This is a genomic window from Streptomyces sp. DSM 41931 (assembly GCF_050271085.1).
Classification (GTDB): domain Bacteria; phylum Actinomycetota; class Actinomycetes; order Streptomycetales; family Streptomycetaceae; genus Streptomyces; species Streptomyces albogriseolus.
The window spans coordinates 4,191,946-4,211,423 of record NZ_CP189902.1 but is presented as its reverse complement, the minus strand read 5'-3'; the positions used below and the strand labels follow the sequence as shown (position 1 = coordinate 4,211,423).

33 protein-coding genes are annotated in these 19,478 nt (G+C 67.4%); 1 reads left to right on the top strand and 32 read right to left on the bottom strand.

The window, feature by feature from the left end:
• Window positions 1-39 precede the first annotated feature (39 nt).
• Window positions 40-921, top strand: coding sequence for a hypothetical protein (locus ACP7TJ_RS19725; protein WP_427764224.1), 882 nt, complete (start codon window positions 40-42; stop codon window positions 919-921).
• A 19-nt stretch (window positions 922-940) separates the two neighbouring features.
• Here the strand turns inward: ACP7TJ_RS19725 and truA are convergent, their stop codons facing one another.
• From truA to ACP7TJ_RS19565, 32 genes are all read right to left on the bottom strand, one after another.
• The gene (gene truA / locus ACP7TJ_RS19720) at window positions 941-1,798 is read right to left on the bottom strand and encodes a tRNA pseudouridine(38-40) synthase TruA (protein ID WP_425937857.1); all 858 of its coding nucleotides are present in this window, start codon (window positions 1,796-1,798) and stop codon (window positions 941-943) included.
• Between the two features lie 131 nt (window positions 1,799-1,929).
• Window positions 1,930-2,430: a 50S ribosomal protein L17 gene (gene rplQ, locus ACP7TJ_RS19715; protein WP_093767500.1), complete on the bottom strand. Its 501-nt coding sequence runs from the start codon at window positions 2,428-2,430 to the stop codon at window positions 1,930-1,932.
• A 162-nt stretch (window positions 2,431-2,592) separates the two neighbouring features.
• Window positions 2,593-3,615 (bottom strand): DNA-directed RNA polymerase subunit alpha, encoded by a 1,023-nt coding sequence (locus ACP7TJ_RS19710; protein ID WP_003966937.1) that lies wholly within the window; start codon window positions 3,613-3,615, stop codon window positions 2,593-2,595.
• A 145-nt stretch (window positions 3,616-3,760) separates the two neighbouring features.
• Entirely contained in the window at window positions 3,761-4,165 is a 405-nt protein-coding gene (gene rpsK / locus ACP7TJ_RS19705) for a 30S ribosomal protein S11 (protein ID WP_003956432.1), read from the bottom strand.
• 66 nt (window positions 4,166-4,231) lie between these two features.
• Window positions 4,232-4,612, bottom strand: coding sequence for a 30S ribosomal protein S13 (gene rpsM / locus ACP7TJ_RS19700; RefSeq protein WP_004984507.1), 381 nt, complete (start codon window positions 4,610-4,612; stop codon window positions 4,232-4,234).
• Window positions 4,613-4,804: 192 nt separating this feature from the next.
• Window positions 4,805-4,918 carry a 50S ribosomal protein L36 gene (gene rpmJ / locus ACP7TJ_RS19695; RefSeq protein ID WP_003974245.1) on the bottom strand — a complete coding sequence of 38 codons (114 nt, stop codon included), beginning with the start codon at window positions 4,916-4,918 and terminating at the stop codon, window positions 4,805-4,807.
• A 59-nt stretch (window positions 4,919-4,977) separates the two neighbouring features.
• The gene (infA, locus tag ACP7TJ_RS19690) at window positions 4,978-5,199 is read right to left on the bottom strand and encodes a translation initiation factor IF-1 (RefSeq protein WP_004927214.1); all 222 of its coding nucleotides are present in this window, start codon (window positions 5,197-5,199) and stop codon (window positions 4,978-4,980) included.
• 149 nt (window positions 5,200-5,348) lie between these two features.
• Window positions 5,349-6,185: a type I methionyl aminopeptidase gene (gene map, locus ACP7TJ_RS19685; RefSeq protein WP_093767501.1), complete on the bottom strand. Its 837-nt coding sequence runs from the start codon at window positions 6,183-6,185 to the stop codon at window positions 5,349-5,351.
• A gap of 159 nt (window positions 6,186-6,344) precedes the next feature.
• A complete protein-coding gene (locus tag ACP7TJ_RS19680; protein WP_093767502.1) occupies window positions 6,345-6,998 on the bottom strand; it encodes an adenylate kinase in 654 nt (217 codons plus the stop codon).
• The gene (gene secY, locus ACP7TJ_RS19675; RefSeq protein ID WP_093767503.1) at window positions 6,998-8,311 is read right to left on the bottom strand and encodes a preprotein translocase subunit SecY; all 1,314 of its coding nucleotides are present in this window, start codon (window positions 8,309-8,311) and stop codon (window positions 6,998-7,000) included. Before secY ends, ACP7TJ_RS19680 begins: the two co-directional genes overlap by 1 nt.
• A 243-nt stretch (window positions 8,312-8,554) precedes the next feature.
• Complete coding sequence (gene rplO / locus ACP7TJ_RS19670; RefSeq protein WP_006130771.1) at window positions 8,555-9,010, bottom strand: 50S ribosomal protein L15; 456 nt, start codon at window positions 9,008-9,010, stop codon at window positions 8,555-8,557.
• 2 nt (window positions 9,011-9,012) lie between these two features.
• A complete protein-coding gene (gene rpmD / locus ACP7TJ_RS19665) occupies window positions 9,013-9,195 on the bottom strand; it encodes a 50S ribosomal protein L30 (RefSeq protein ID WP_003974250.1) in 183 nt (60 codons plus the stop codon).
• Between the two features lie 2 nt (window positions 9,196-9,197).
• Entirely contained in the window at window positions 9,198-9,803 is a 606-nt protein-coding gene (gene rpsE, locus ACP7TJ_RS19660; protein WP_030860989.1) for a 30S ribosomal protein S5, read from the bottom strand.
• Between the two features lie 36 nt (window positions 9,804-9,839).
• Complete coding sequence (gene rplR, locus ACP7TJ_RS19655; RefSeq protein WP_004927235.1) at window positions 9,840-10,223, bottom strand: 50S ribosomal protein L18; 384 nt, start codon at window positions 10,221-10,223, stop codon at window positions 9,840-9,842.
• A 3-nt stretch (window positions 10,224-10,226) separates the two neighbouring features.
• On the bottom strand, window positions 10,227-10,766 hold the full coding sequence (gene rplF, locus ACP7TJ_RS19650) for a 50S ribosomal protein L6 (protein WP_093767504.1): 540 nt from the start codon (window positions 10,764-10,766) through the stop codon (window positions 10,227-10,229).
• 24 nt (window positions 10,767-10,790) lie between these two features.
• Entirely contained in the window at window positions 10,791-11,189 is a 399-nt protein-coding gene (gene rpsH / locus ACP7TJ_RS19645) for a 30S ribosomal protein S8 (protein ID WP_006130772.1), read from the bottom strand.
• 211 nt (window positions 11,190-11,400) lie between these two features.
• Window positions 11,401-11,586, bottom strand: a complete 186-nt coding sequence (locus tag ACP7TJ_RS19640) for a type Z 30S ribosomal protein S14 (RefSeq protein WP_003948630.1) — start codon at window positions 11,584-11,586, stop codon at window positions 11,401-11,403.
• A 5-nt stretch (window positions 11,587-11,591) separates the two neighbouring features.
• Entirely contained in the window at window positions 11,592-12,149 is a 558-nt protein-coding gene (gene rplE / locus ACP7TJ_RS19635) for a 50S ribosomal protein L5 (protein WP_019526952.1), read from the bottom strand.
• On the bottom strand, window positions 12,149-12,472 hold the full coding sequence (gene rplX, locus ACP7TJ_RS19630) for a 50S ribosomal protein L24 (RefSeq protein ID WP_086699955.1): 324 nt from the start codon (window positions 12,470-12,472) through the stop codon (window positions 12,149-12,151). Before rplX ends, rplE begins: the two co-directional genes overlap by 1 nt.
• A 2-nt stretch (window positions 12,473-12,474) precedes the next feature.
• Entirely contained in the window at window positions 12,475-12,843 is a 369-nt protein-coding gene (gene rplN / locus ACP7TJ_RS19625) for a 50S ribosomal protein L14 (protein ID WP_003998823.1), read from the bottom strand.
• 95 nt (window positions 12,844-12,938) lie between these two features.
• Window positions 12,939-13,226, bottom strand: a complete 288-nt coding sequence (gene rpsQ / locus ACP7TJ_RS19620) for a 30S ribosomal protein S17 (RefSeq protein ID WP_019526950.1) — start codon at window positions 13,224-13,226, stop codon at window positions 12,939-12,941.
• Window positions 13,223-13,447: a 50S ribosomal protein L29 gene (rpmC, locus tag ACP7TJ_RS19615; protein ID WP_003974259.1), complete on the bottom strand. Its 225-nt coding sequence runs from the start codon at window positions 13,445-13,447 to the stop codon at window positions 13,223-13,225. Before rpmC ends, rpsQ begins: the two co-directional genes overlap by 4 nt.
• The gene (rplP, locus tag ACP7TJ_RS19610) at window positions 13,447-13,866 is read right to left on the bottom strand and encodes a 50S ribosomal protein L16 (protein ID WP_004984526.1); all 420 of its coding nucleotides are present in this window, start codon (window positions 13,864-13,866) and stop codon (window positions 13,447-13,449) included. The genes rpmC and rplP overlap by 1 nt, the downstream gene beginning before the upstream one ends.
• A 5-nt stretch (window positions 13,867-13,871) precedes the next feature.
• On the bottom strand, window positions 13,872-14,699 hold the full coding sequence (gene rpsC, locus ACP7TJ_RS19605; RefSeq protein ID WP_004927271.1) for a 30S ribosomal protein S3: 828 nt from the start codon (window positions 14,697-14,699) through the stop codon (window positions 13,872-13,874).
• On the bottom strand, window positions 14,699-15,046 hold the full coding sequence (gene rplV / locus ACP7TJ_RS19600; RefSeq protein ID WP_006130776.1) for a 50S ribosomal protein L22: 348 nt from the start codon (window positions 15,044-15,046) through the stop codon (window positions 14,699-14,701). Before rplV ends, rpsC begins: the two co-directional genes overlap by 1 nt.
• 43 nt (window positions 15,047-15,089) lie before the next feature.
• Window positions 15,090-15,371 (bottom strand): 30S ribosomal protein S19, encoded by a 282-nt coding sequence (gene rpsS / locus ACP7TJ_RS19595; protein WP_004984529.1) that lies wholly within the window; start codon window positions 15,369-15,371, stop codon window positions 15,090-15,092.
• A gap of 12 nt (window positions 15,372-15,383) precedes the next feature.
• On the bottom strand, window positions 15,384-16,220 hold the full coding sequence (gene rplB / locus ACP7TJ_RS19590) for a 50S ribosomal protein L2 (protein WP_093767505.1): 837 nt from the start codon (window positions 16,218-16,220) through the stop codon (window positions 15,384-15,386).
• Between the two features lie 38 nt (window positions 16,221-16,258).
• Window positions 16,259-16,678: a 50S ribosomal protein L23 gene (gene rplW / locus ACP7TJ_RS19585; protein WP_006130779.1), complete on the bottom strand. Its 420-nt coding sequence runs from the start codon at window positions 16,676-16,678 to the stop codon at window positions 16,259-16,261.
• Window positions 16,678-17,337: a 50S ribosomal protein L4 gene (rplD, locus tag ACP7TJ_RS19580; RefSeq protein ID WP_093767506.1), complete on the bottom strand. Its 660-nt coding sequence runs from the start codon at window positions 17,335-17,337 to the stop codon at window positions 16,678-16,680. Before rplD ends, rplW begins: the two co-directional genes overlap by 1 nt.
• A gap of 8 nt (window positions 17,338-17,345) precedes the next feature.
• On the bottom strand, window positions 17,346-17,990 hold the full coding sequence (gene rplC, locus ACP7TJ_RS19575; RefSeq protein WP_093767507.1) for a 50S ribosomal protein L3: 645 nt from the start codon (window positions 17,988-17,990) through the stop codon (window positions 17,346-17,348).
• An 18-nt stretch (window positions 17,991-18,008) separates the two neighbouring features.
• Complete coding sequence (gene rpsJ, locus ACP7TJ_RS19570; RefSeq protein WP_003948644.1) at window positions 18,009-18,317, bottom strand: 30S ribosomal protein S10; 309 nt, start codon at window positions 18,315-18,317, stop codon at window positions 18,009-18,011.
• Window positions 18,318-18,748: 431 nt separating this feature from the next.
• Window positions 18,749-19,474 (bottom strand): hypothetical protein, encoded by a 726-nt coding sequence (locus ACP7TJ_RS19565; protein ID WP_367488785.1) that lies wholly within the window; start codon window positions 19,472-19,474, stop codon window positions 18,749-18,751.
• Window positions 19,475-19,478: the final 4 nt, after the last annotated feature.

Sequence of the window (19,478 nt, the reverse complement as noted above, 5' to 3'; positions counted from 1 at the left end):
CGGACCAGCACACCCCTTGCCCCGTCTAAGATGCGCCCCATGAGCGTTGGTCAGGGGGGCTCCTCACAGCAGTGGGATCCCTGGAAACCGAATTCCCAGCAGCCGTGGAGCGGCGGCAGCGCCGGCGGGTCACCCGACTGGGCGGCGCTCGCCGACGCGTCCGAGGCGCGCGCCAAGCGGCGCCGGCTGCTGTTCATAGGCGGCGGCGCACTCGCCGCCGTGGCGATAGGCACCGCGGTGGCGGTCGCCGTCGTGTCGGCGGGCGGCTCGAACCAGGCCTCCCCGGGCACCGAGTCCCAGCTGCCCGGCGTCTCCGACCTGCCGAGCCCCACGGGCACGGTCCCGTCGTTCGAGCCGACGAGCGCGCCGCCCCCGCTGGACCCGAAGGACTTCGTCGCCAGCGCCCAGAAGGACAAGGCTCCGCTGAGCCCCGACATCCTGTTCCCGGGCACACAGCTGACCATGGGAGACACGGTCTACAAGAAGGGCCCGACGGCGGACACCAAGGACTGCGCGTCCGCGGCGAAGGCCACGCTCCCCAAGGTCCTCACCGGCAACGACTGCACGCGGCTGATCCGCGTCACCTACAGCCGGGACGGCGTGGCGGTGACGGTCGGCGTGGCGGTCTTCGCGACCGAGGCGCAGGCGACGAAGGCCAAGCAGCAGGCGGACGCGAAAAGCATCGTCAAGTCGCTGTCCGGCGGCGGGGTGAAGGACTTCTGCGTCGGCGCGGTCTGCCGCTCCACCACCAACGCCTACGGCCGCTACGCCTACTTCACGCTGGCCGGCTTCACCAGCGGCAAGGACGTGACGGAGAAGGACAAGGCCGTCTTCAAGACCGGCGACGACCTCCAGGAGTTCACGTACCGTCAGATCCGGCGCAGGGGTGAGGCGCAGGCGTCGGCGGCGGCGGTCGGCTGACCCCGCCGATCGGAGCGCGTCAGCAGCAGCCGGCCGACGGCAGCGTCCGCTTGTTGCGCGCCTCGGCGCTGCGGGCCGCGAGGAGTTCGTCGGCCGGGTAGCCGACCTCCTCCAGGGTCAGGCCGTGCGGGCGTACGACATGGACCGCCGAGTCCCGTACGCCCGCCGCCAGGACCTTCGCGGGCCAGTCCGGCGTGCGGTGCCCGTCCCCGACGAACAGCAGCGCGCCGATCAGCGAGCGCACCATGTTGTGGCAGAAGGCGTCGGCGCGGACGGTGGCGGTGATGATCCCGTCGTCGCCGCGCACGAGGCTCAGCTCCTGCAGCGTCCGGATGGTCGTCGCGCCCTCGCGCCGCTTGCAGTAGGCGGCGAAGTCGTGCTCGCCGAGCAGTCCGCGGGCGGCCTCGTTCATGGCGTCCACGTCCAGCGGCCAGTCGTGCCAGAGCACATGGTCGCGCAGCAGCGGGTCGACGCCGCCGGGGTTGTCGGTGACGCGGTAGGCGTAGCGCCGCCAGATCGCCGAGAACCGGGCGTCGAAGCCCGCCGGCGCCTCCCTCAGCGCCCACACCCGGACGTCCTTCGGCAGCCGCCCGGCGAGCCGCTTCAGCAGCTTCGGCCGGTGCTCGGCCCACACCTCGCGCGGCAGGTCCACGTGCGCGACCTGACCCCGCGCGTGCACACCGGCGTCGGTCCGCCCCGCCACGGTCAGCTCGTACGTCGTCGCGGACCGCGTCACGGTCCGCAGGGCGTCCTCGATCTCCCCCTGCACGGTCCGCCGCCCCCCGGCCTGCTTGGCCCACCCGGAGAACTCGGAACCGTCGTAGGAAAGATCCAGCCGCACCCGCACCACACCACTCACCCGGACATCTCCCTCCACCAAAAACGAAGCGGGCCCGCTCCTTCAAAAGAAGCGGGCCCGCTGGTGCGCCCTGAAGGGGCGCGGGGAACTGCGCGACAAGCCACAACGGCGCCGCACTGAAGCGACCGCACAGGCCCCGCCAGAAACGCTTACGCGTCCTTCGACTCCTCGGCCGCAGCCTCGTCGTCGCCCTTGGCCGTGTCGACCTTGGTCTCCGCGGCCTCCGCCTCGGCGTCCTTCGCGGACCGCTTGGTCGCGGCCTCGGCCTCGCCGACCGCGGCCTGCTGCACCGTCAGCGCCTCGACCAGCTCGATGACGGCCATGGGCGCGTTGTCGCCACGGCGGTTACCGATCTTGGTGATGCGGGTGTAGCCACCGGGACGGTTCTCGTACCGCGGGCCGATCTCGGTGAAGAGCGTGTGGACGATGCTCTTGTCCGTGATCACCTGGAGCACCTGACGGCGGTTGTGAAGGTCGCCCTTCTTCGCCTTGGTGACCAGACGCTCGGCGTAGGGACGCAGCTTGCGCGCCTTCGCCTCGGTGGTGGTGATGCGGCCGTGCTCGAAAAGCGCCTTCGCGAGGTTCGCGAGCATGAGCTTCTCGTGCGCGGCGCTGCCGCCCAGACGGGCACCCTTGGTGGGCCTCGGCATAGTGACTCTCCTGTGTGTCTGCCCCGGCCGTATCAGGTACCGGAGTCAGTATCCGAGCAGGCGGTCGCCTGTCGGAGACCCCGCGCCCCGAAGGGGCGCGGGGAACTGCGCGACCAGCCACAGCCGGCCGGCAGCCGAAAACGAACCGTCGGTCCCGAGCTCTTAGTACTGCTCGGTCTCGACGAAGCCCGCGTCCGCGTCGTCGTCGGCGCCGAAGGCGTCCGCCGCAGCGGTCGGGTCGAACCCGGGAGGCGAGTCCTTGAGCGCGAGGCCCATCCCGGCCAGCTTGGCCTTGACCTCGTCGATGGACTTCGCACCGAAGTTCCGGATGTCGAGCAGGTCCGCCTCGGACCGCGCGACGAGCTCACCCACGGAGTGGATGCCCTCACGCTTGAGGCAGTTGTACGACCGGACCGTGAGCTCCAGCTCCTCGATCGGCAGCGCCAGGTCGGCGGCGAGGGCGGCGTCCGTGGGGGACGGACCCATGTCGATGCCCTCGGCGTCGATGTTCAGCTCGCGGGCGAGACCGAACAGCTCGACCAGGGTCTTGCCGGCGGAGGCCATGGCGTCACGCGGACGCATCGCCTGCTTGGTCTCGACGTCGACGATCAGCTTGTCGAAGTCGGTCCGCTGCTCGACTCGGGTCGCCTCGACCTTGTAGGTGACCTTCAGCACGGGGCTGTAGATCGAGTCGACCGGGATCCGGCCGATCTCCTGGCCGACCTGCTTGTTCTGCACGGCGGAGACGTAGCCGCGACCGCGCTCGACGGTCAGCTCCATCTCCAGCTTGCCCTTGCCGTTGAGCGTGGCGAGGACGAGGTCCGGGTTGTGCACCTCGACACCGGCCGGGGGCGCGATGTCGGCGGCGGTGACCAGACCCGGGCCCTGCTTGCGCAGGTACATCACGACCGGCTCGTCGTGCTCCGAGGAGACGACCAGCTGCTTGATGTTGAGGATCAGGTCGGTGACGTCCTCCTTGACGCCCGGCACGGTGGTGAACTCGTGCAGGACGCCGTCGATGCGGATGCTGGTGACAGCGGCACCGGGGATCGACGACAGGAGGGTGCGGCGGAGGGAGTTGCCGAGGGTGTAGCCGAAGCCCGGCTCCAGCGGCTCGATCACGAACCGGGAACGGAATTCGTCGACGACCTCTTCGGTCAACGAGGGACGCTGAGCGATCAGCATGAGTGGATCAGATCCTTCTTTCGTGGACGCCCGCTATTTGACGTCCGACGGAAACCGCACCTGGTGAAAAGTGCGGGTACTGCAAGGGTACGGGCGATACGGCCCTTGCGAGCCGTACCGCCCGGAACCTCAGGAAGCCGGTGCCTCAGACGCGGCGGCGCTTCGGCGGGCGGCAGCCGTTGTGCGGGGTCGGGGTGACGTCCTGGATGGAGCCGACCTCGAGGCCCGTGGCCTGCAGGGAGCGGATCGCGGTCTCACGACCGGAACCCGGGCCCTTGACGAACACGTCGACCTTGCGCATGCCGTGCTCCTGGGCGCGGCGGGCGGCCGACTCGGCAGCCATCTGCGCGGCGAACGGCGTGGACTTCCGGGAGCCCTTGAAGCCGACGTGGCCGGCGGAGGCCCAGGAGATCACGTTGCCCGACGGGTCCGTGATCGAGACGATCGTGTTGTTGAACGTGCTCTTGATGTGCGCGTGGCCGTGAGCGACGTTCTTCTTTTCCTTGCGGCGCACCTTCTTGGCAGCGCCCTGACGACCCTTGGGGGGCATCTGTACTCCTACGGGAGGTGGTCGGTCCTACAGCGAAGACCGCTGGACGGCGAAGTCCGCTGAGGACTACTTCTTGCCCGGCTTCTTCTTGCCGGCGATGGCGCGACGCGGGCCCTTGCGGGTACGCGCGTTGGTGCTGGTGCGCTGACCGCGGACGGGCAGACCGCGACGGTGACGCAGACCCTGGTAGGTGCCGATCTCGACCTTGCGGCGGATGTCGGCCTGGATCTCGCGACGGAGGTCACCCTCGGTCTTGATGTTGTTGTCGACGTACTCGCGGATCGCGACGAGCTGCTCCTCGGAGAGGTCGCGGACGCGGGTGTTCGGGTCGACGCCGGTGGCGGCCAGCGTCTGCTGCGAAAGGGTCCGGCCGATGCCGAACACATAGGTGAGGGCGATCTCCACGCGCTTTTCGCGCGGGATGTCAACACCGGAAACGCGTGCCATTCAATGGCTCCAGTTGGTTGTCGGAGGTCTTCCACAGAACCGGATCCCCGCCCGCCGTACCAGGTACGGGCCGGGTCCCCGGCCTCCGAGCCGGGGGTGTCGAGCCGTGCGGCTCGGGTCCTGCGTATGAACGTGTGTTGCTCGCGTCGCGCGAAGTCTGCGGGAGGCGCAGAGGGTGGATCAGTGCTGCGGTCAGCCCTGGCGCTGCTTGTGGCGCGGGTTGTCGCAGATGACCATGACCCGGCCGTGACGGCGGATCACCCTGCACTTGTCGCAGATCTTCTTGACGCTCGGCTTGACCTTCATGGGTGTGAGGTTCTCCGGGTCAGTGCCATCACCCCGGCGGGCCGGGGAGCGGGCAAGATCTACTTGTACCGGTAGACGATCCGGCCACGCGTCAGGTCGTACGGAGACAGCTCCACCACGACCCGGTCGTCAGGGAGGATGCGGATGTAGTGCATGCGCATCTTGCCGCTGATGTGTGCCAGGACCTGGTGGCCGTTCTGGAGCTCGACCCTGAACATGGCGTTCGGCAGAGACTCAACGACAGTGCCCTCGATCTCGATGGCACCTTGCTTCTTGGCCACGCTTCGCCCTTCGAATCGACTACCTTGATCGACTCTTCAGTACACCGTGACCACATGCGGACATGCGGGTGCACCAGAGCCGACGAGTCAGTCTACGTCAGCGGCCCCGGAAACACGAATCGAGAGATCCTGCCCGCTGCGGGAGATCCTTAACCGAGCGGGTCCGGCGCGGCCGTGATGCCCAGCTCCGCCAGCTTGGCCTTGCCGCCGTCGGGGGCGGTCAGGACCAGGGGGCCCTGCTCGGTGAGGGCGACCGAGTGCTCCCAGTGGGAGGACCAGGTGCCGTCGGTCGTGATGACCGTCCAGTCGTCGGAGAGGACCTCGGTGCGCGGGGTGCCGAGGGAGACCATCGGCTCGATCGCCAGGCAGAAGCCGGGCACCAGCTTCGGGCCCTTGCCGCGCTTGCGGTCGACGTAGTTCAGCAGGTGCGGGTCCATGTGCATCTCGGTGCCGATGCCGTGGCCGCCGTAGTCCTCGATGATCCCGTACTTGCCGCCGCCGGGCTTCGGCTGGCGGCGGATGTACGTCTCGATCGCGCGGGAGATGTCGACCAGCCGGTTGCCCTGCTTCATGGCCGCGATGCCGGCCCACATCGACTCCTCGGTGACCCGGGAGAGCTCGACCAGCTCCGGGGAGTGACCCGAGCCGACGAAGGCGGTGTAGGCGGCGTCGCCGTGCCAGCCGTCGATGATGGCGCCGCAGTCGATGGAGATGATGTCCCCGTCCTTGAGGATCACGTCGTCGGACGGGATGCCGTGGACCACGACCTCGTTCACCGAGGTGCAGATGGTGGCGGGGAAGCCGCCGTAGCCGAGGAAGTTCGGCTTGGCGCCGTGCTCGGCGAGCACCTTGCGGGCGACCTGGTCCAGATCCTTGGTGGACGCCCCGGGCACCGCGGCCTCACGGGTGGCCGCGTGGATGGCGGCGACGACCAGCCCCGCCTCGCGCATCTTGGCGATCTGCTCAGGGCTCTTGATCTGCACCATGGGGACGACGGCCTTTCTGGACCAGTGGAGGAGTGCGAACGCTTCCAACGATAAGGGCGCGAGCCGCCCGGGTGCCGCGCGGGCGGCGGCACGGACCCCGCCCACGCCACAGCCGCGGTCCCTCGGGGGGAACCGCGGCTGTGCGGGCGGCGGGACGGACTACTGGCCGCTCTTCAGCGCCTCCAGCGCCCGGCCGGTGACCTCGTCGACGGGACCCGTCGCGGAGATGGTCACCACCAGGCCCTGGGCCCGGTAGTAGCCGATGATCGGCTCGGTCTGCGTGTGGTAGACCTCCAGGCGCGTGCGGACGGTCTCCTCGGAGTCGTCGTTGCGCTGGTACAGCTCGCCGCCGCAGAGGTCGCAGACGCCGTCCTGCTTCGGCGGGCTGTAGGTGACGTGGAAGACGTGCGCGGAGTCCTTGCGGCAGACGCGCCGCCCGGCGATCCGCTTCACGACCTCGTCCTCGGGGGCCTCGAGGTCGAGCACCGCGTCCAGCTTGATGCCCTCGCTCTTCAGCAGCTCGTCCAGCGCCTCGGCCTGCGACACGTTGCGCGGGAAGCCGTCCAGCAGGAAGCCGCCCTCGGCGTCGGGCTGCGCCATGCGGTCCTTGGCCATGGCGATGGTGACCTCGTCGGGGACGAGATTACCGGCGTCGATGTAGGACTTCGCGAGCTTTCCGAGCTCGGTCTGCCGGCTGATGTTGGCGCGGAACAGGTCGCCCGTGGAGATGTGCGGGATGCGCAGTTTCTCGGCAAGGCGGGTTGCCTGTGTGCCCTTACCAGCACCCGGCGGCCCGACGAGGACGATTCGCATCAGCGGAGGAACCCTTCGTAATTGCGCTGCTGGAGCTGGCTCTCGATCTGCTTCACCGTCTCAAGACCGACACCCACGATGATCAGGATGCTCGTCCCGCCGAACGGGAAGTTCTGGTTTGCCCCGAAACCAACCAACGCCATCGTCGGTACGAGAGCGATCAGACCCAAGTACAGCGAACCCGGCCAGGTGATCCGGTTGAGTACGTAGCTCAGGTACTCAGCGGTCGGTCGGCCAGCCCGGATGCCCGGGATGAAGCCACCATACTTCTTCATGTTGTCCGCGACTTCCTCGGGGTTGAACGAGATGGCCACGTAGAAGAACGCGAAGAAGACGATGAGCAAGAAGTACAGCGTCACGTAGATCGGGTGGTCACCGCGGACGAGGTGCGCCTCGATCCAGGTCTTCCAGCCCGAGGTGCCGCTGGAGAACTGCGCGATCAGCGCCGGGATGTACAGCAGCGACGAGGCGAAGATGACCGGGATCACACCGGCCTGGTTGACCTTCAGCGGGATGTAGGTCGACGTACCGCCGTAGGAACGGCGGCCGATCATGCGCTTCGCGTACTGGACGGGGATCCGGCGCTGGGCCTGCTCGACGAAGACGACCAGGCCGACCATGACCAGGCCGACGGCGATGACGGTGCCGAACTCGATCCAGCCGTCCGCGAGGCTGCCCTGCTCCTTGATGGCCCACAGGGCGGAGGGGAAGGTGGCGGCGATCGAGATGAACATCAGGATCGACATGCCGTTGCCGATGCCGCGGTCGGTGATCAGCTCACCGAGCCACATGACCACGGCCGTACCGGCGGTCATGGTGATGACCATGGTGATGGTCACGAAGATCGACTGGTCCGGGACGATCTGGCTCGCGACCGGGCAGCCCTGGAAGAGGGCGCCGCTGCGGGCGGTGGCCACCAGGCCGGTGCCCTGGAGGATGGCGAGCGCGACCGTCAGGTAACGGGTGTACTGCGTGATCTTCGCCGTGCCGGCCTGCCCCTCCTTCTTCAGGGCTTCCAGGCGCGGGATCACCACGGTCAGCAGCTGCAGAATGATGCTCGCCGTGATGTACGGCATGATCCCGAGCGCGAAGACCGTGATCTGGAGCAGCGCGCCGCCGCTGAACATGTTCACCAGACCGAACAGGCCCTGGTTCGCCTGGGCCGCGTCGATACAGGTCTGGACGTTCCGGTAGTCGACACCCGGGATGGGGATGTGCGTACCGAGCCGGTACACCACGATGATGCCGAGCGTGAAGAGCAGCTTCTTGCGCAGGTCGGGCGTCTTGAACGCCCGGGCGAACGCGGTGAGCACGGTGCCTCCTGCGACCCCCCGCGCAACTGCGTCAAGGGTGATGGTCTGAGATTCCGACTGAGGACGAATTCTTAACGGTCAACTGCCGCCCTGAGTGCCCCGCGTGGGGCTCCCGGGGTGAATGGGCAGCGCAGGCCACCTTACCGGCGACACCACCGCCCTAGGAACGACCAACCGGGGATACCCCATTTGTGGGGTATCCCCGGTCGGGATCGCTCTATGTCATCGAGACACCTGACGGGGTCAGACGAGCTCGGTGACGGTACCGCCGGCGGCGGTGATCTTCTCCTTGGCGGAGCCGGAGACGGCGTCGACCGTCACCTGCAGCGCCACGGAGATCTCGCCCTGGCCCAGGACCTTGACGAGGCTGTTCTTGCGCACGGCGCCCTTGGCGACCAGGTCCTCGACCGTGACCTCTCCGCCCTCGGGGTAGAGGGAGGCGAGCTTGTCCAGGTTCACGACCTGGTACTCGGTCTTGAACGGGTTCTTGAAGCCCTTCAGCTTCGGGAGACGCATGTGGAGGGGCATCTGGCCACCCTCGAAGCGCTCCGGAACCTGGTAGCGGGCCTTGGTGCCCTTCGTACCACGACCGGCCGTCTTACCCTTCGACGCCTCACCACGACCCACACGGGTCTTGGCGGTCTTGGCGCCCGGGGCCGGACGGAGGTTGTGGATCTTGAGCGGGTTGTTCTCCGCCATGATCAGTCGACCTCCTCGACCGTCACGAGGTGGCGGACGGTGTGCACCATGCCGCGGAACTCGGGACGATCCTCCTTGACGACCTGCGTGTTGATGCCCTTGAGACCAAGGGAGCGCAGGGTGTCACGGTGGTTCTGCTTGCTGCCGATGTAGGACTTGACCTGCGTGATCTTGAGCTGCGCCATGATCACACACCCGCCCCGGCACGCGCACGCAGCAGAGCCGCGGGAGCGACGTCCTCGAGGGGCAGACCACGGCGGGCCGCGATCTCCTCGGGACGCTGCAGGCCCTTCAGGGCCGCCACGGTCGCGTGCACGATGTTGATGGCGTTGTCGGAGCCGAGCGACTTCGACAGCACGTCGTGGATACCGGCGCACTCGAGCACGGCGCGCACCGGACCACCGGCGATCACACCGGTACCCGGGGACGCGGGCTTGAGCAGCACGACGCCGGCCGCCTTCTCACCCTGGATGGGGTGCGGGATGGTGCCCTGGATGCGGGGGACCTTGAAGAAGTGCTTCTTGGCCTCCTCAACACCCTTGGCGATGGCGGCCGGCACCTCCTTGGCCTTGCCGTATCCGACACCCACGGTGCCGTCACCGTCGCCCACCACGACCAGCGCGGTGAAGCTGAAGCGACGACCACCCTTCACAACCTTGGCGACGCGGTTGATCGCGACAACGCGCTCAACGTACGCGGTCTTCTCGGCGGCAGCAGCGCCGCCGTCACGGCCCTTCCGGTCCCGCCGCTCGCCGCCACCGGCGCCGCCACCGCGGCGCTGGGGTCCAGCCATTGGATTACCTCTCTCTTTCCGCTAGCTACAAGCGGCTCAGAACTTGAGCCCGGCTTCGCGGGCGGCGTCCGCCAGGGCGGCGATGCGCCCGGCGTACTGGTTGCCACCACGGTCGAACACGACGGCCTCGACACCGGCGGCCTTGGCACGCTCGGCGACCAGGGCGCCGACCTGCTTGGCCTGCGCGGACTTGTCGCCCTCGCCGCCGCGGACCGACGCGTCCAGGGTGGACGCCGACGCCAGGGTGTGACCCTTCAGGTCGTCGATCACCTGCGCCACGATGTGGCGGTTGGAACGGGTCACGACCAGGCGAGGACGCTCGGCGGTGCCGGCGACCTTCTTGCGGATCCGGATGTGACGGCGCTTGATAGCAGCACGCTTGTACGCGTCGCCCTTGAGGATCTTCTGCCCGTATGCCATGGCTTACTTACCCGCCTTTCCGACCTTGCGGCGGATGACTTCGCCCTCGTACTTGACGCCCTTGGCCTTGTACGGGTCGGGCTTGCGCAGCTTGCGGATGTTGGCCGCAACCTCGCCGACCTTCTGCTTGTCGATGCCCTCGACCGAGAACCGGGTCGGGGTCTCCACCTTGAAGGTGATGCCCTCGGGGGCCTCGACCGTGATCGGGTGGCTGTAGCCGAGGGAGAACTCCAGGTTCGAACCCTTGGCGACAACGCGGTAACCGACACCGCTGATCTCGAGCTTCTTCACGTAACCCTGGGTCACGCCGGTGATCATGTTCGCCACCAGCGTGCGGGACAGGCCGTGCAGGGCCTTGTTCTGACGCTCGTCGTTGGGGCGGGTGACGTTCAGAACGCCGTCCTCGCCCTTGGCGATCTCGATCGGCGCCACGACGGTGTGGGTCAGCGTGCCCTTGGGGCCCTTGACCGCGACCGTGCGGCCGTCGATGGTGACGTCCACGCCGGCGGGAACCGCGATGGGGAGCTTGCCGATGCGCGACATAGCTGTTTCCTCCGTTCCCTTCCGTTACCAGACGTAGGCGAGGACTTCCCCACCCACGCCCTTCTTGCCGGCCTGCTTGTCGGTGAGGAGCCCGTGCGACGTGGAGATGATCGCCACGCCCAGGCCGCCGAGCACCTTCGGCAGGTTGGTGGACTTCGCGTACACCCGGAGACCGGGCTTGGAGATCCGCTTGATGCCCGCGATGGAGCGCTCACGGTTGGGGCCGAACTTCAGCTCCAGGACGAGGTTCTTGCCGACCTCGGCGTCCTCGACCTTCCAGCCCGTGATGAAGCCCTCCTGCTGGAGGATCTCCGCGATGTGCGACTTGATCTTCGAGTGCGGCATCGACACGGTGTCGTGGTATGCCGAGTTCGCGTTCCGCAGACGCGTAAGCATGTCTGCGATCGGATCAGTCATGGTCATGAATTGGCCTTCGGCCTCTCTCGCCGGGGTTTCCTGGTGCGCCATCCCTCTCCCCGATCCGAGACGGGACGGGTGCGGCGCGGTGGACCTACGGCGTAGTAAGTCGTACGGGCACGGCAGGTGCCCAACCCCACAAGCCTAAGCCATGCGGAGCGGGGCTCCTGCCGTTCCCATTGCTTACCGAGAGCCCTGGGAGTCCGGAACTACCGGATTACCAGGAGCTCTTGGTCACGCCCGGCAGCTCGCCACGGTGAGCCATCTCACGAAGGCACACGCGGCACAGGCCGAACTTGCGGTACACGGAGTGGGGACGGCCGCAGCGCTGGCAGCGGGTGTAGCCACGCACACCGAACTTGGGCTTGCGAGCAGCCTTCGCGATGAGAGCCTTCTTCGCCATCTCGCTCACGCCTCCTTGAACGGGAAGCCGAGGTGACGGAGAAGGGCACGGCCCTCTTCGTCGTTGGTCGCCGTGGTCACCACGGTGATGTCCATACCCCGGACGCGGTCGATCTTGTCCTGGTCGATCTCGTGGAACATGACCTGCTCCGTGAGACCGAAGGTGTAGTTGCCACGGCCGTCGAACTGCTTGGGGGACAGGCCGCGGAAGTCGCGGATGCGCGGGAGCGCGAGCGACAGGGTGCGGTCCAGGAACTCCCACATGCGGTCGCCACGGAGCGTGACGTGGGCACCGATCGGCTGGCCCTCACGCAGCTTGAACTGCGCGATGGACTTGCGGGCCTTGGTGACGGCCGGCTTCTGACCGGTGATCGTGGTGAGGTCGCGGATGGCGCCCTCGATCAGCTTGGAGTCGCGGGCGGCGTCGCCCACACCCATGTTGACCACGATCTTGACGAGGCCGGGAACCTGCATGACGTTCTCGTAGGAGAACTCCTCACGCAGCTTGCCCGCGATCTCCTCGCGGTACTTCGTCTTCAGACGCGGAGTGGTGGTGGTCGTCATCAGATGTCCTCACCCGTCCGCTTGGCAACGCGGATCTTGTTGCCCTCGTCGTCGAAGCGGTAGCCGACGCGGGTCACGACCTTCTTGCCGTCCTTCTCCACGACCAGCTGGACGTTGGAGACGTGGATCGGGGCCTCGGTGGTGACGATGCCGCCGGCCTGCGAACCGCGAGCCGTCGGACCGGCCTTGGTGTGCTTCTTGACCCGGTTGACACCCTCGACCAGGACGCGCTGCTCGCGCGGGAAAGCGGCAATGACCTTGCCCTGCTTGCCCTTGTCCTTGCCGGTGATGACCTGGACCAGGTCGCCCTTCTTGATCTTCATGCTCACAGCACCTCCGGCGCGAGGGAGATGATCTTCATGAACTTCTTCTCGCGCAGCTCACGGCCCACGGGGCCGAAGATACGGGTGCCACGAGGGTCGCCGTCGTTCTTGAGAATGACGGCGGCGTTCTCGTCGAAGCGGATGTACGAGCCGTCCGGACGGCGGCGCTCCTTGACGGTGCGAACGATGACCGCCTTGACGACGTCACCCTTCTTCACGTTGCCACCGGGGATCGCGTCCTTGACGGTGGCGACGATGACGTCACCGATACCCGCGTAGCGGCGACCGGAGCCACCGAGCACACGGATGCAGAGGATCTCCTTCGCACCCGTGTTGTCGGCGACACGCAGTCGCGACTCCTGCTGGATCACGTCTATCTCCTGAATGTCTGCCGGTTCCCCGGGAGCCGCTCAGCGAGCGGCTCCCGGAGCCTGGCGGAACTGTCCTGCGGGTTTGCCCGCAGGAATTACTTGGCCTTCTCGAGGATCTCGACGACGCGCCAGCGCTTCGTCGCGGACAGCGGCCGGGTCTCCATGAGGAGGACGCGGTCGCCGACACCCGCGGCGTTCTGCTCGTCGTGCGCCTTGAGCTTGTTCGTACGGCGGATGACCTTGCCGTACAGCGCGTGCTTCACGCGGTCCTCGACGGCGACGACGACGGTCTTGTCCATCTTGTCGCTGACGACCAGACCCTCACGGGTCTTGCGGAATCCGCGGGCGGCCTTCGTCTCTTCAGTCACGTTGTTCTCGCTCATGCGCTCTCCACCGTCTCGATGCCCAGCTCGCGCTCACGCATCAGGGTGTAGATCCGCGCGATGTCCTTGCGGACGGCCTTGAGCCGACCGTGGTTCTCGAGCTGACCCGTGGCCGCCTGGAAGCGGAGGTTGAACAGCTCTTCCTTGGCCTCGCGGAGCTTCGCCAGAAGCTCCTCGTTGCCCAGCTCGCGCAGCTCTGACGCCTTGGTACCGGCCGACATCACGCTTCACCTGCCTCGCGCTTGACGATCTTGCACTTCATCGGCAGCTTGTGAGCCGCACGGGTCAGGGCCTCGCGCGCGATCTTCTCGTTGGGGTACGACAGCTCGAACATGACGCGTCCGGGCTTGACGTTGGCCACCCACCACTCCGGGGAGCCCTTACCGGAACCCATGCGGGTCTCGGCCGGCTTCTTGGTGAGGGGGCGGTCCGGGTAGATGTTGATCCAGACCTTGCCGCCACGCTTGATGTGGCGGGTCATGGCGATACGAGCCGCTTCGATCTGGCGGTTCGTCACGTACGCCGGGGTGAGCGCCTGGATGCCGTACTCGCCGAACGCAACCTGCGTGCCACCCTTCGACATGCCGTTGCGCTTCGGGTGGTGCTGCTTGCGGTGCTTGACCCTACGGGGGATCAGCATGGTGGTCAGGCCTCCGTTCCGGTGCTCTCAGCCGGAGCGGCCGCCGGAGCCTCGGCCTTGGGGGCCTCGGCAGCGGGAGCCTGCTGCGGCTTGCGACCGCGACCGCCACGCTCGCCACCGCGGCCACCACGGGCCGGGCGGTCTGCACCGCCACGGGCCGGGCGGTTGCCGGCGCGGGCAGCGGCGTTCTCGGCGCGGACCTCGGCGATGTTCTTGACGTCGCCCTTGTAGATCCAGACCTTCACGCCGATGCGGCCGAAGGTCGTCTTGGCCTCGAAGAAGCCGTAGTCCACGTTCGCGCGGAGCGTGTGCAGGGGCACGCGGCCCTCGCGGTAGAACTCCGAGCGGGACATCTCGGCGCCGCCGAGGCGGCCGCCGCACTGGATCTTGATGCCCTTGGCGCCCGCCTTCATGGCCGACTGCATGCTCTTGCGCATGGCGCGGCGGAAGGAGACGCGGGAGGAGAGCTGCTCGGCGACGGCCTGGGCGACCAGCTGAGCGTCGGTCTCGGGGTTCTTGACCTCGAGGATGTTCAGCTGGACCTGCTTGCCGGTGAGCTTCTCGAGGTCGCCGCGGATGCGGTCGGCCTCGGCGCCACGGCGGCCGATCACGATGCCCGGACGCGCGGTGTGGATGTCCACACGCACACGGTCACGGGTGCGCTCGATCTCGACCTTGGAGATGCCGGCGCGCTCCATGCCGGACGTCATCATCCGACGGATGGCGACGTCTTCCTTGACGTAGTCCTTGTACAGCTTGTCGGCGTACCAACGCGACTTGAAGTCGGTCGTGACACCGAGCCGGAACCCATGCGGGTTAACCTTCTGGCCCATTACCGGGTTCCTTCCTTGCTGCTGACGACCACGGTGATGTGGCTGGTCCGCTTGCGGATCCGGTAGGCGCGGCCCTGGGCGCGCGGACGGAACCGCTTCAGGGTCGGGCCCTCGTCGACGTAGGCCTCGGAAATGAAGAGGCTGTCGACGTCGGTGTGGTCGTAGTTGTGCGCGGCGTTGGCAATGGCGCTGTCCAGCACCTTGCCCACCGGAACCGAGGCTGCCTGCGGAGCGAATCGCAGGACGGCCTGGGCCTCCGTGGCGTCCATGCCACGGATGAGGTCCACCACGCGGCGGGCCTTCATGGGCGTGACGCGGATGTACCGCGCCTGGGCCCTGGCTTCCATGGTTGTCCTTCCAGTTACTTACGTGTCTGTTGCGATCCGCGCCCTAGCGGCGCTTCGACTTCCGGTCTTCCTTGACGTGACCCCGGAAGGTCCGCGTCGGCGAGAACTCGCCGAGCTTGTGACCGACCATCGACTCGGTGACGAACACCGGGATGTGGGTCTTGCCGTTGTGCACCGCGATCGTGTGGCCGAGCATCGCCGGGACGATCATGGAGCGACGGGACCAGGTCTTGATGACGTTCTTGGTACCGGCTTCGTTCTGCGCGTCCACCTTCTTGATCAGGTGGTCGTCGACGAAGGGTCCCTTCTTCAAGCTACGAGGCATCTCAACCCGTCCTTAGCGCTTCTTGTTCGTCTTGCGGCGGCGGACGATGTACTTGTTCGACGCCTTCTTGGGCGAACGAGTACGGCCTTCCTTCTTGCCCCAGGGGGACACGGGGTGACGGCCACCGGAGGTCCGGCCCTCACCACCACCGTGCGGGTGGTCGACCGGGTTCATCACGACACCACGGACGGTCGGGCGGACGCCCAGCCACCGCTTACGGCCGGCCTTGCCCCAGTTGATGTTGCTCTGCTCGGCGTTGCCGACCTCGCCGACCGTGGCGCGGCAGCGCTGGTCGACCAGGCGGATCTCACCGGAGGGCATGCGGAGGTGGGCCATGGTGCCCTCCTTCGCGAGCAGCTGCACCGAGGCGCCGGCGGAGCGGGCGAACTTGGCGCCGCCGCCGGGACGCAGCTCGATGGCGTGCAGCGTCGTACCGACCGGGATGTTGCGCAGGGCAAGGTTGTTGCCCGGCTTGATGTCGGCCCCGGGACCGTTCTCGACGCGGTCGCCCTGGCTCAGGCCACGCGGCGCGAGGATGTAGCGCTTCTCGCCGTCCGCGTAGTGCAGGAGCGCGATGCGCGCGGTGCGGTTGGGGTCGTACTCGATGTGCGCGACCTTCGCCGGCACGCCGTCCTTGTCGTGACGACGGAAGTCGATCACTCGGTAGGCGCGCTTGTGGCCACCGCCCTGGTGGCGGACGGTCACACGACCGGAATTGTTACGGCCGCCCTTGCTGTGCAGGGGACGGACCAGCGACTTCTCCGGCGTGGACCGCGTGACCTCGACGAAGTCGGCGACGCTGGAGCCACGACGGCCCGGAGTCGTCGGCTTGTACTTGCGGATACCCATTTCTCAGTCCTCGTCCGATATCGAACGATCCTGACCGCTTACGCGGTCGGACCGCCGAAGATGTCGATACGGTCGCCCTCGGCGAGGGTCACGATCGCGCGCTTGGTGGCGGCACGCTGGCCGAAGCCGGTGCGGGTGCGCTTGCGCTTGCCCACGCGGTTGATCGTGTTGACCCCGGTGACCTTGACCTCGAAGACCGCCTGGACGGCCTCCTTGATCTGGGTCTTGTTGGCACGCGGGTCGACGAGGAACGTGTACTTGTTCTCGTCGATGAGCGCGTAGCTCTTCTCGGACACGACCGGCTTCAGCAGGACGTCACGGGGGTCCGTGTACGCCTTGCTCGCCGGGGTGACGACGGTGTTCTTGCCTTCGGCCTCGTGACGGCGCGCCTTGGCGACGCGCGCAGCCTTGGCCGCCTTGGCGGCCTTCGAGGCGATCGAGGGGTGACGGGCAGCCATCAGACCTCGCTCCCTTCGTTGTCGTTGGCCTTGTTCGGGCCGGCGACGAAGGACTCGAAAGCGGCCTTGGTGAAGACCACGTCGTCCGAGACGAGAACGTCGTACGTGTTCAGCTGGCCCGGCTCCAGGATGTGGACCTGGGGCAGGTTGCGGGCGGAGAGCCACGCGGCCTCGTCGGCGCGGTCGACGACCAGGAGCAGGTTCTTGCGCTCCGAGATCTTGCCGAACAGCGTCTTGGCGGCCTTCGTGGAGGGGTTCTCGCCCTCGACCACGCCGGTGACGACGTGGATGCGGTTGTGGCGCGCCCGGTCGGTGAGGGCGTGACGCAGGGCGGCAGCCTTCATCTTCTTGGGCGTGCGCTGCGAGTAGTCGCGCGGCACGGGACCGTGCACGACGCCACCACCGGCGAACTGCGGCGCGCGGGTCGAGCCCTGACGGGCGCGGCCGGTGCCCTTCTGGCGGTACGGCTTCTTGCCGCCACCACGGACCTCGCCACGGCTCTTCGTCTTGTGCGTGCCCTGGCGGGCAGCGGCCAGCTGCGCGACGACGACCTGGTGGATCAGCGGAACGCTGACCTTCTCGACGTCGAAGATCTCCGCGGGGAGCTCGACGGTACCGGCCTTGTCGCCCGCCGGCGAAAGGATGTCAACAGTGCTCATCGGTTACCTCAGGCCCCCTTGGCCGCGGTGCGGACCAGGACGAGGCCGCCGTTCGGACCGGGAACCGCGCCCTTGATGAGCAGCAGACCCTTCTCCGCGTCAACGGCGTGGACGGTCAGGTTCTGGGTGGTGACCCGCTCGTTGCCCATGCGACCCGCCATGCGGAGGCCCTTGAACACACGACCCGGGGTGGCGCAGCCACCGATGGAACCGGGCGAGCGGTGCTTGCGCTGGGTGCCGTGACCGGCGCCGAGGCCCTTGAAGTTGTGACGCTTCATGACACCGGCGAAGCCCTTGCCCTTGCTCTTGCCGGTCACGTCGACCTTCACGCCGGACTCGAACACCTCGGCGGTGATCTCCTGGCCCAGCGTGTACTCGGAGGCGTCCGACGTGCGGATCTCGACGAGGTGACGACGGGGGGTGACGTCGGCCTTGGCGAAGTGACCCTTGAGGGGCTTGTTCACCTTGCGCGGGTCGATCTCGCCGAAGGCGATCTGGACGGACTCGTAGCCGTCGACGTCGTTCGTGCGGACCTGGGTGACGACGTTGGGGCCGGCCTTGACGACGGTGACCGGGACGACGCGGTTGTTCGCGTCCCACACCTGCGTCATGCCGAGCTTCTCGCCCAGGATGCCCTTGATCTGCTTAGCCATCTCTTCAGATCACCGGCCTCAGAGCTTGATCTCGATGTCGACACCGGCCGGGAGGTCGAGTCGCATCAGGGAGTCAACGGTCTTGGGGGTCGGGTCGAGGATGTCGATCAGGCGCTTGTGCGTGCGCATCTCGAAGTGCTCGCGCGAGTCCTTGTACTTGTGCGGCGACTTGATGACGCAGTACACGTTCTTCTCAGTGGGCAGCGGCACCGGGCCCGCGACCGACGCACCAGTACGCGTCACCGTCTCGACGATCTTCTTCGCCGAAGAGTCGATGACCTCGTGGTCGTAGGCCTTGAGCCGGATGCGGATCTTCTGTCCCGCCATGGCTACTTCGTAGTCCTGTCTCTCATTACGCTCTGGAACCCGGAGCGGCTTCCCCTCACCTCCGACCCACGCGGTCGGGCGTGTCGCACTCCCGCTGACACAGATGTCCCTTGTTCGAACATCCCTGCGGGATTGACACGGCCCTACCAGAACCGCGGACCGGGGGCGAAAGGCCCACCGGGCGCCTGGCCGGCGCCGCACCACACTTCCCGGAAGATTCCCGTACGTCCGCCCCTGATCAGGGACGACGAGTACTGTGGGACTCGCTTCCGGTCCTCCCGGCGGGAGGCGCGCAGCATCAACACTCGACCGAGCAACTCGGACAGTCTGCCACAGAGGGCGGCGGGCTGGCCAATCGGGCGGAAGAGAGTACCCCTAGGGGGGTCGGGAGCAAACCCACCCGCGCTCGGCGGGCGGGTTTCGACCCAGCGCTATGCGTACAGACGTGCGACGGCGAAGTCGAGGAGGTCGTCGAGTCCGATCTCCCGCGGCCTGCCGTCTCCTGTGTTCCACTCCGCGATGTAGTACGCGCCGTGCCATTCGACCCGCCAGACGTCACCGTGCCGGTTCTCGAACTCGACGAAGCTGCCGGTGCCGCCTTCGATCGCGCGCAACTCGTCGAGGAGCCGGTCGGCGTCGGCGAGACCGCGCCCGGGGTTGGTGCTGCGTCCCCTGGTCCTGGTGTTGGCGTACCTCATCTTCAGGAAGGGCGAGGGACCTCGGCGGAGATCGGTCAACCCCAGCGTGCGGTAGCGGGTGATCGCCTCGTCGAGGGTCTCCTTGCCGGAAAACTCGCAGGAGTACGCCGGGAAGGCGAGCCGTACGTGCGGCGTCAGCTCGGGCTTCTCGTTCTTGTAGAACCGGTGCACCTCGGGAGCGACGCCGACGACGGCGTCGAAGCGCGTGCCCTCGGGGGCCACGAAGCCCTCAAGGGCACCGATGTAGGCATTGCGCGCGAAGATCTCGTCCTCGTGCTCGCGAGCGAAGGCAAGGGTGCGCGTCGCGAGCTCCGCATCGAACGAATCCCTGCTGCTGAGCTGCAGCAGCCTCTCGCCGTCCTGGGAAAGCGCCCCGACGAAGTCGATCCCAGGCGCCGGTGACCAGTGCCAGGCGTCATCGAGGCCTGGGAGGGGGGCGACTCCTGCGAACTGTGCCACCTCT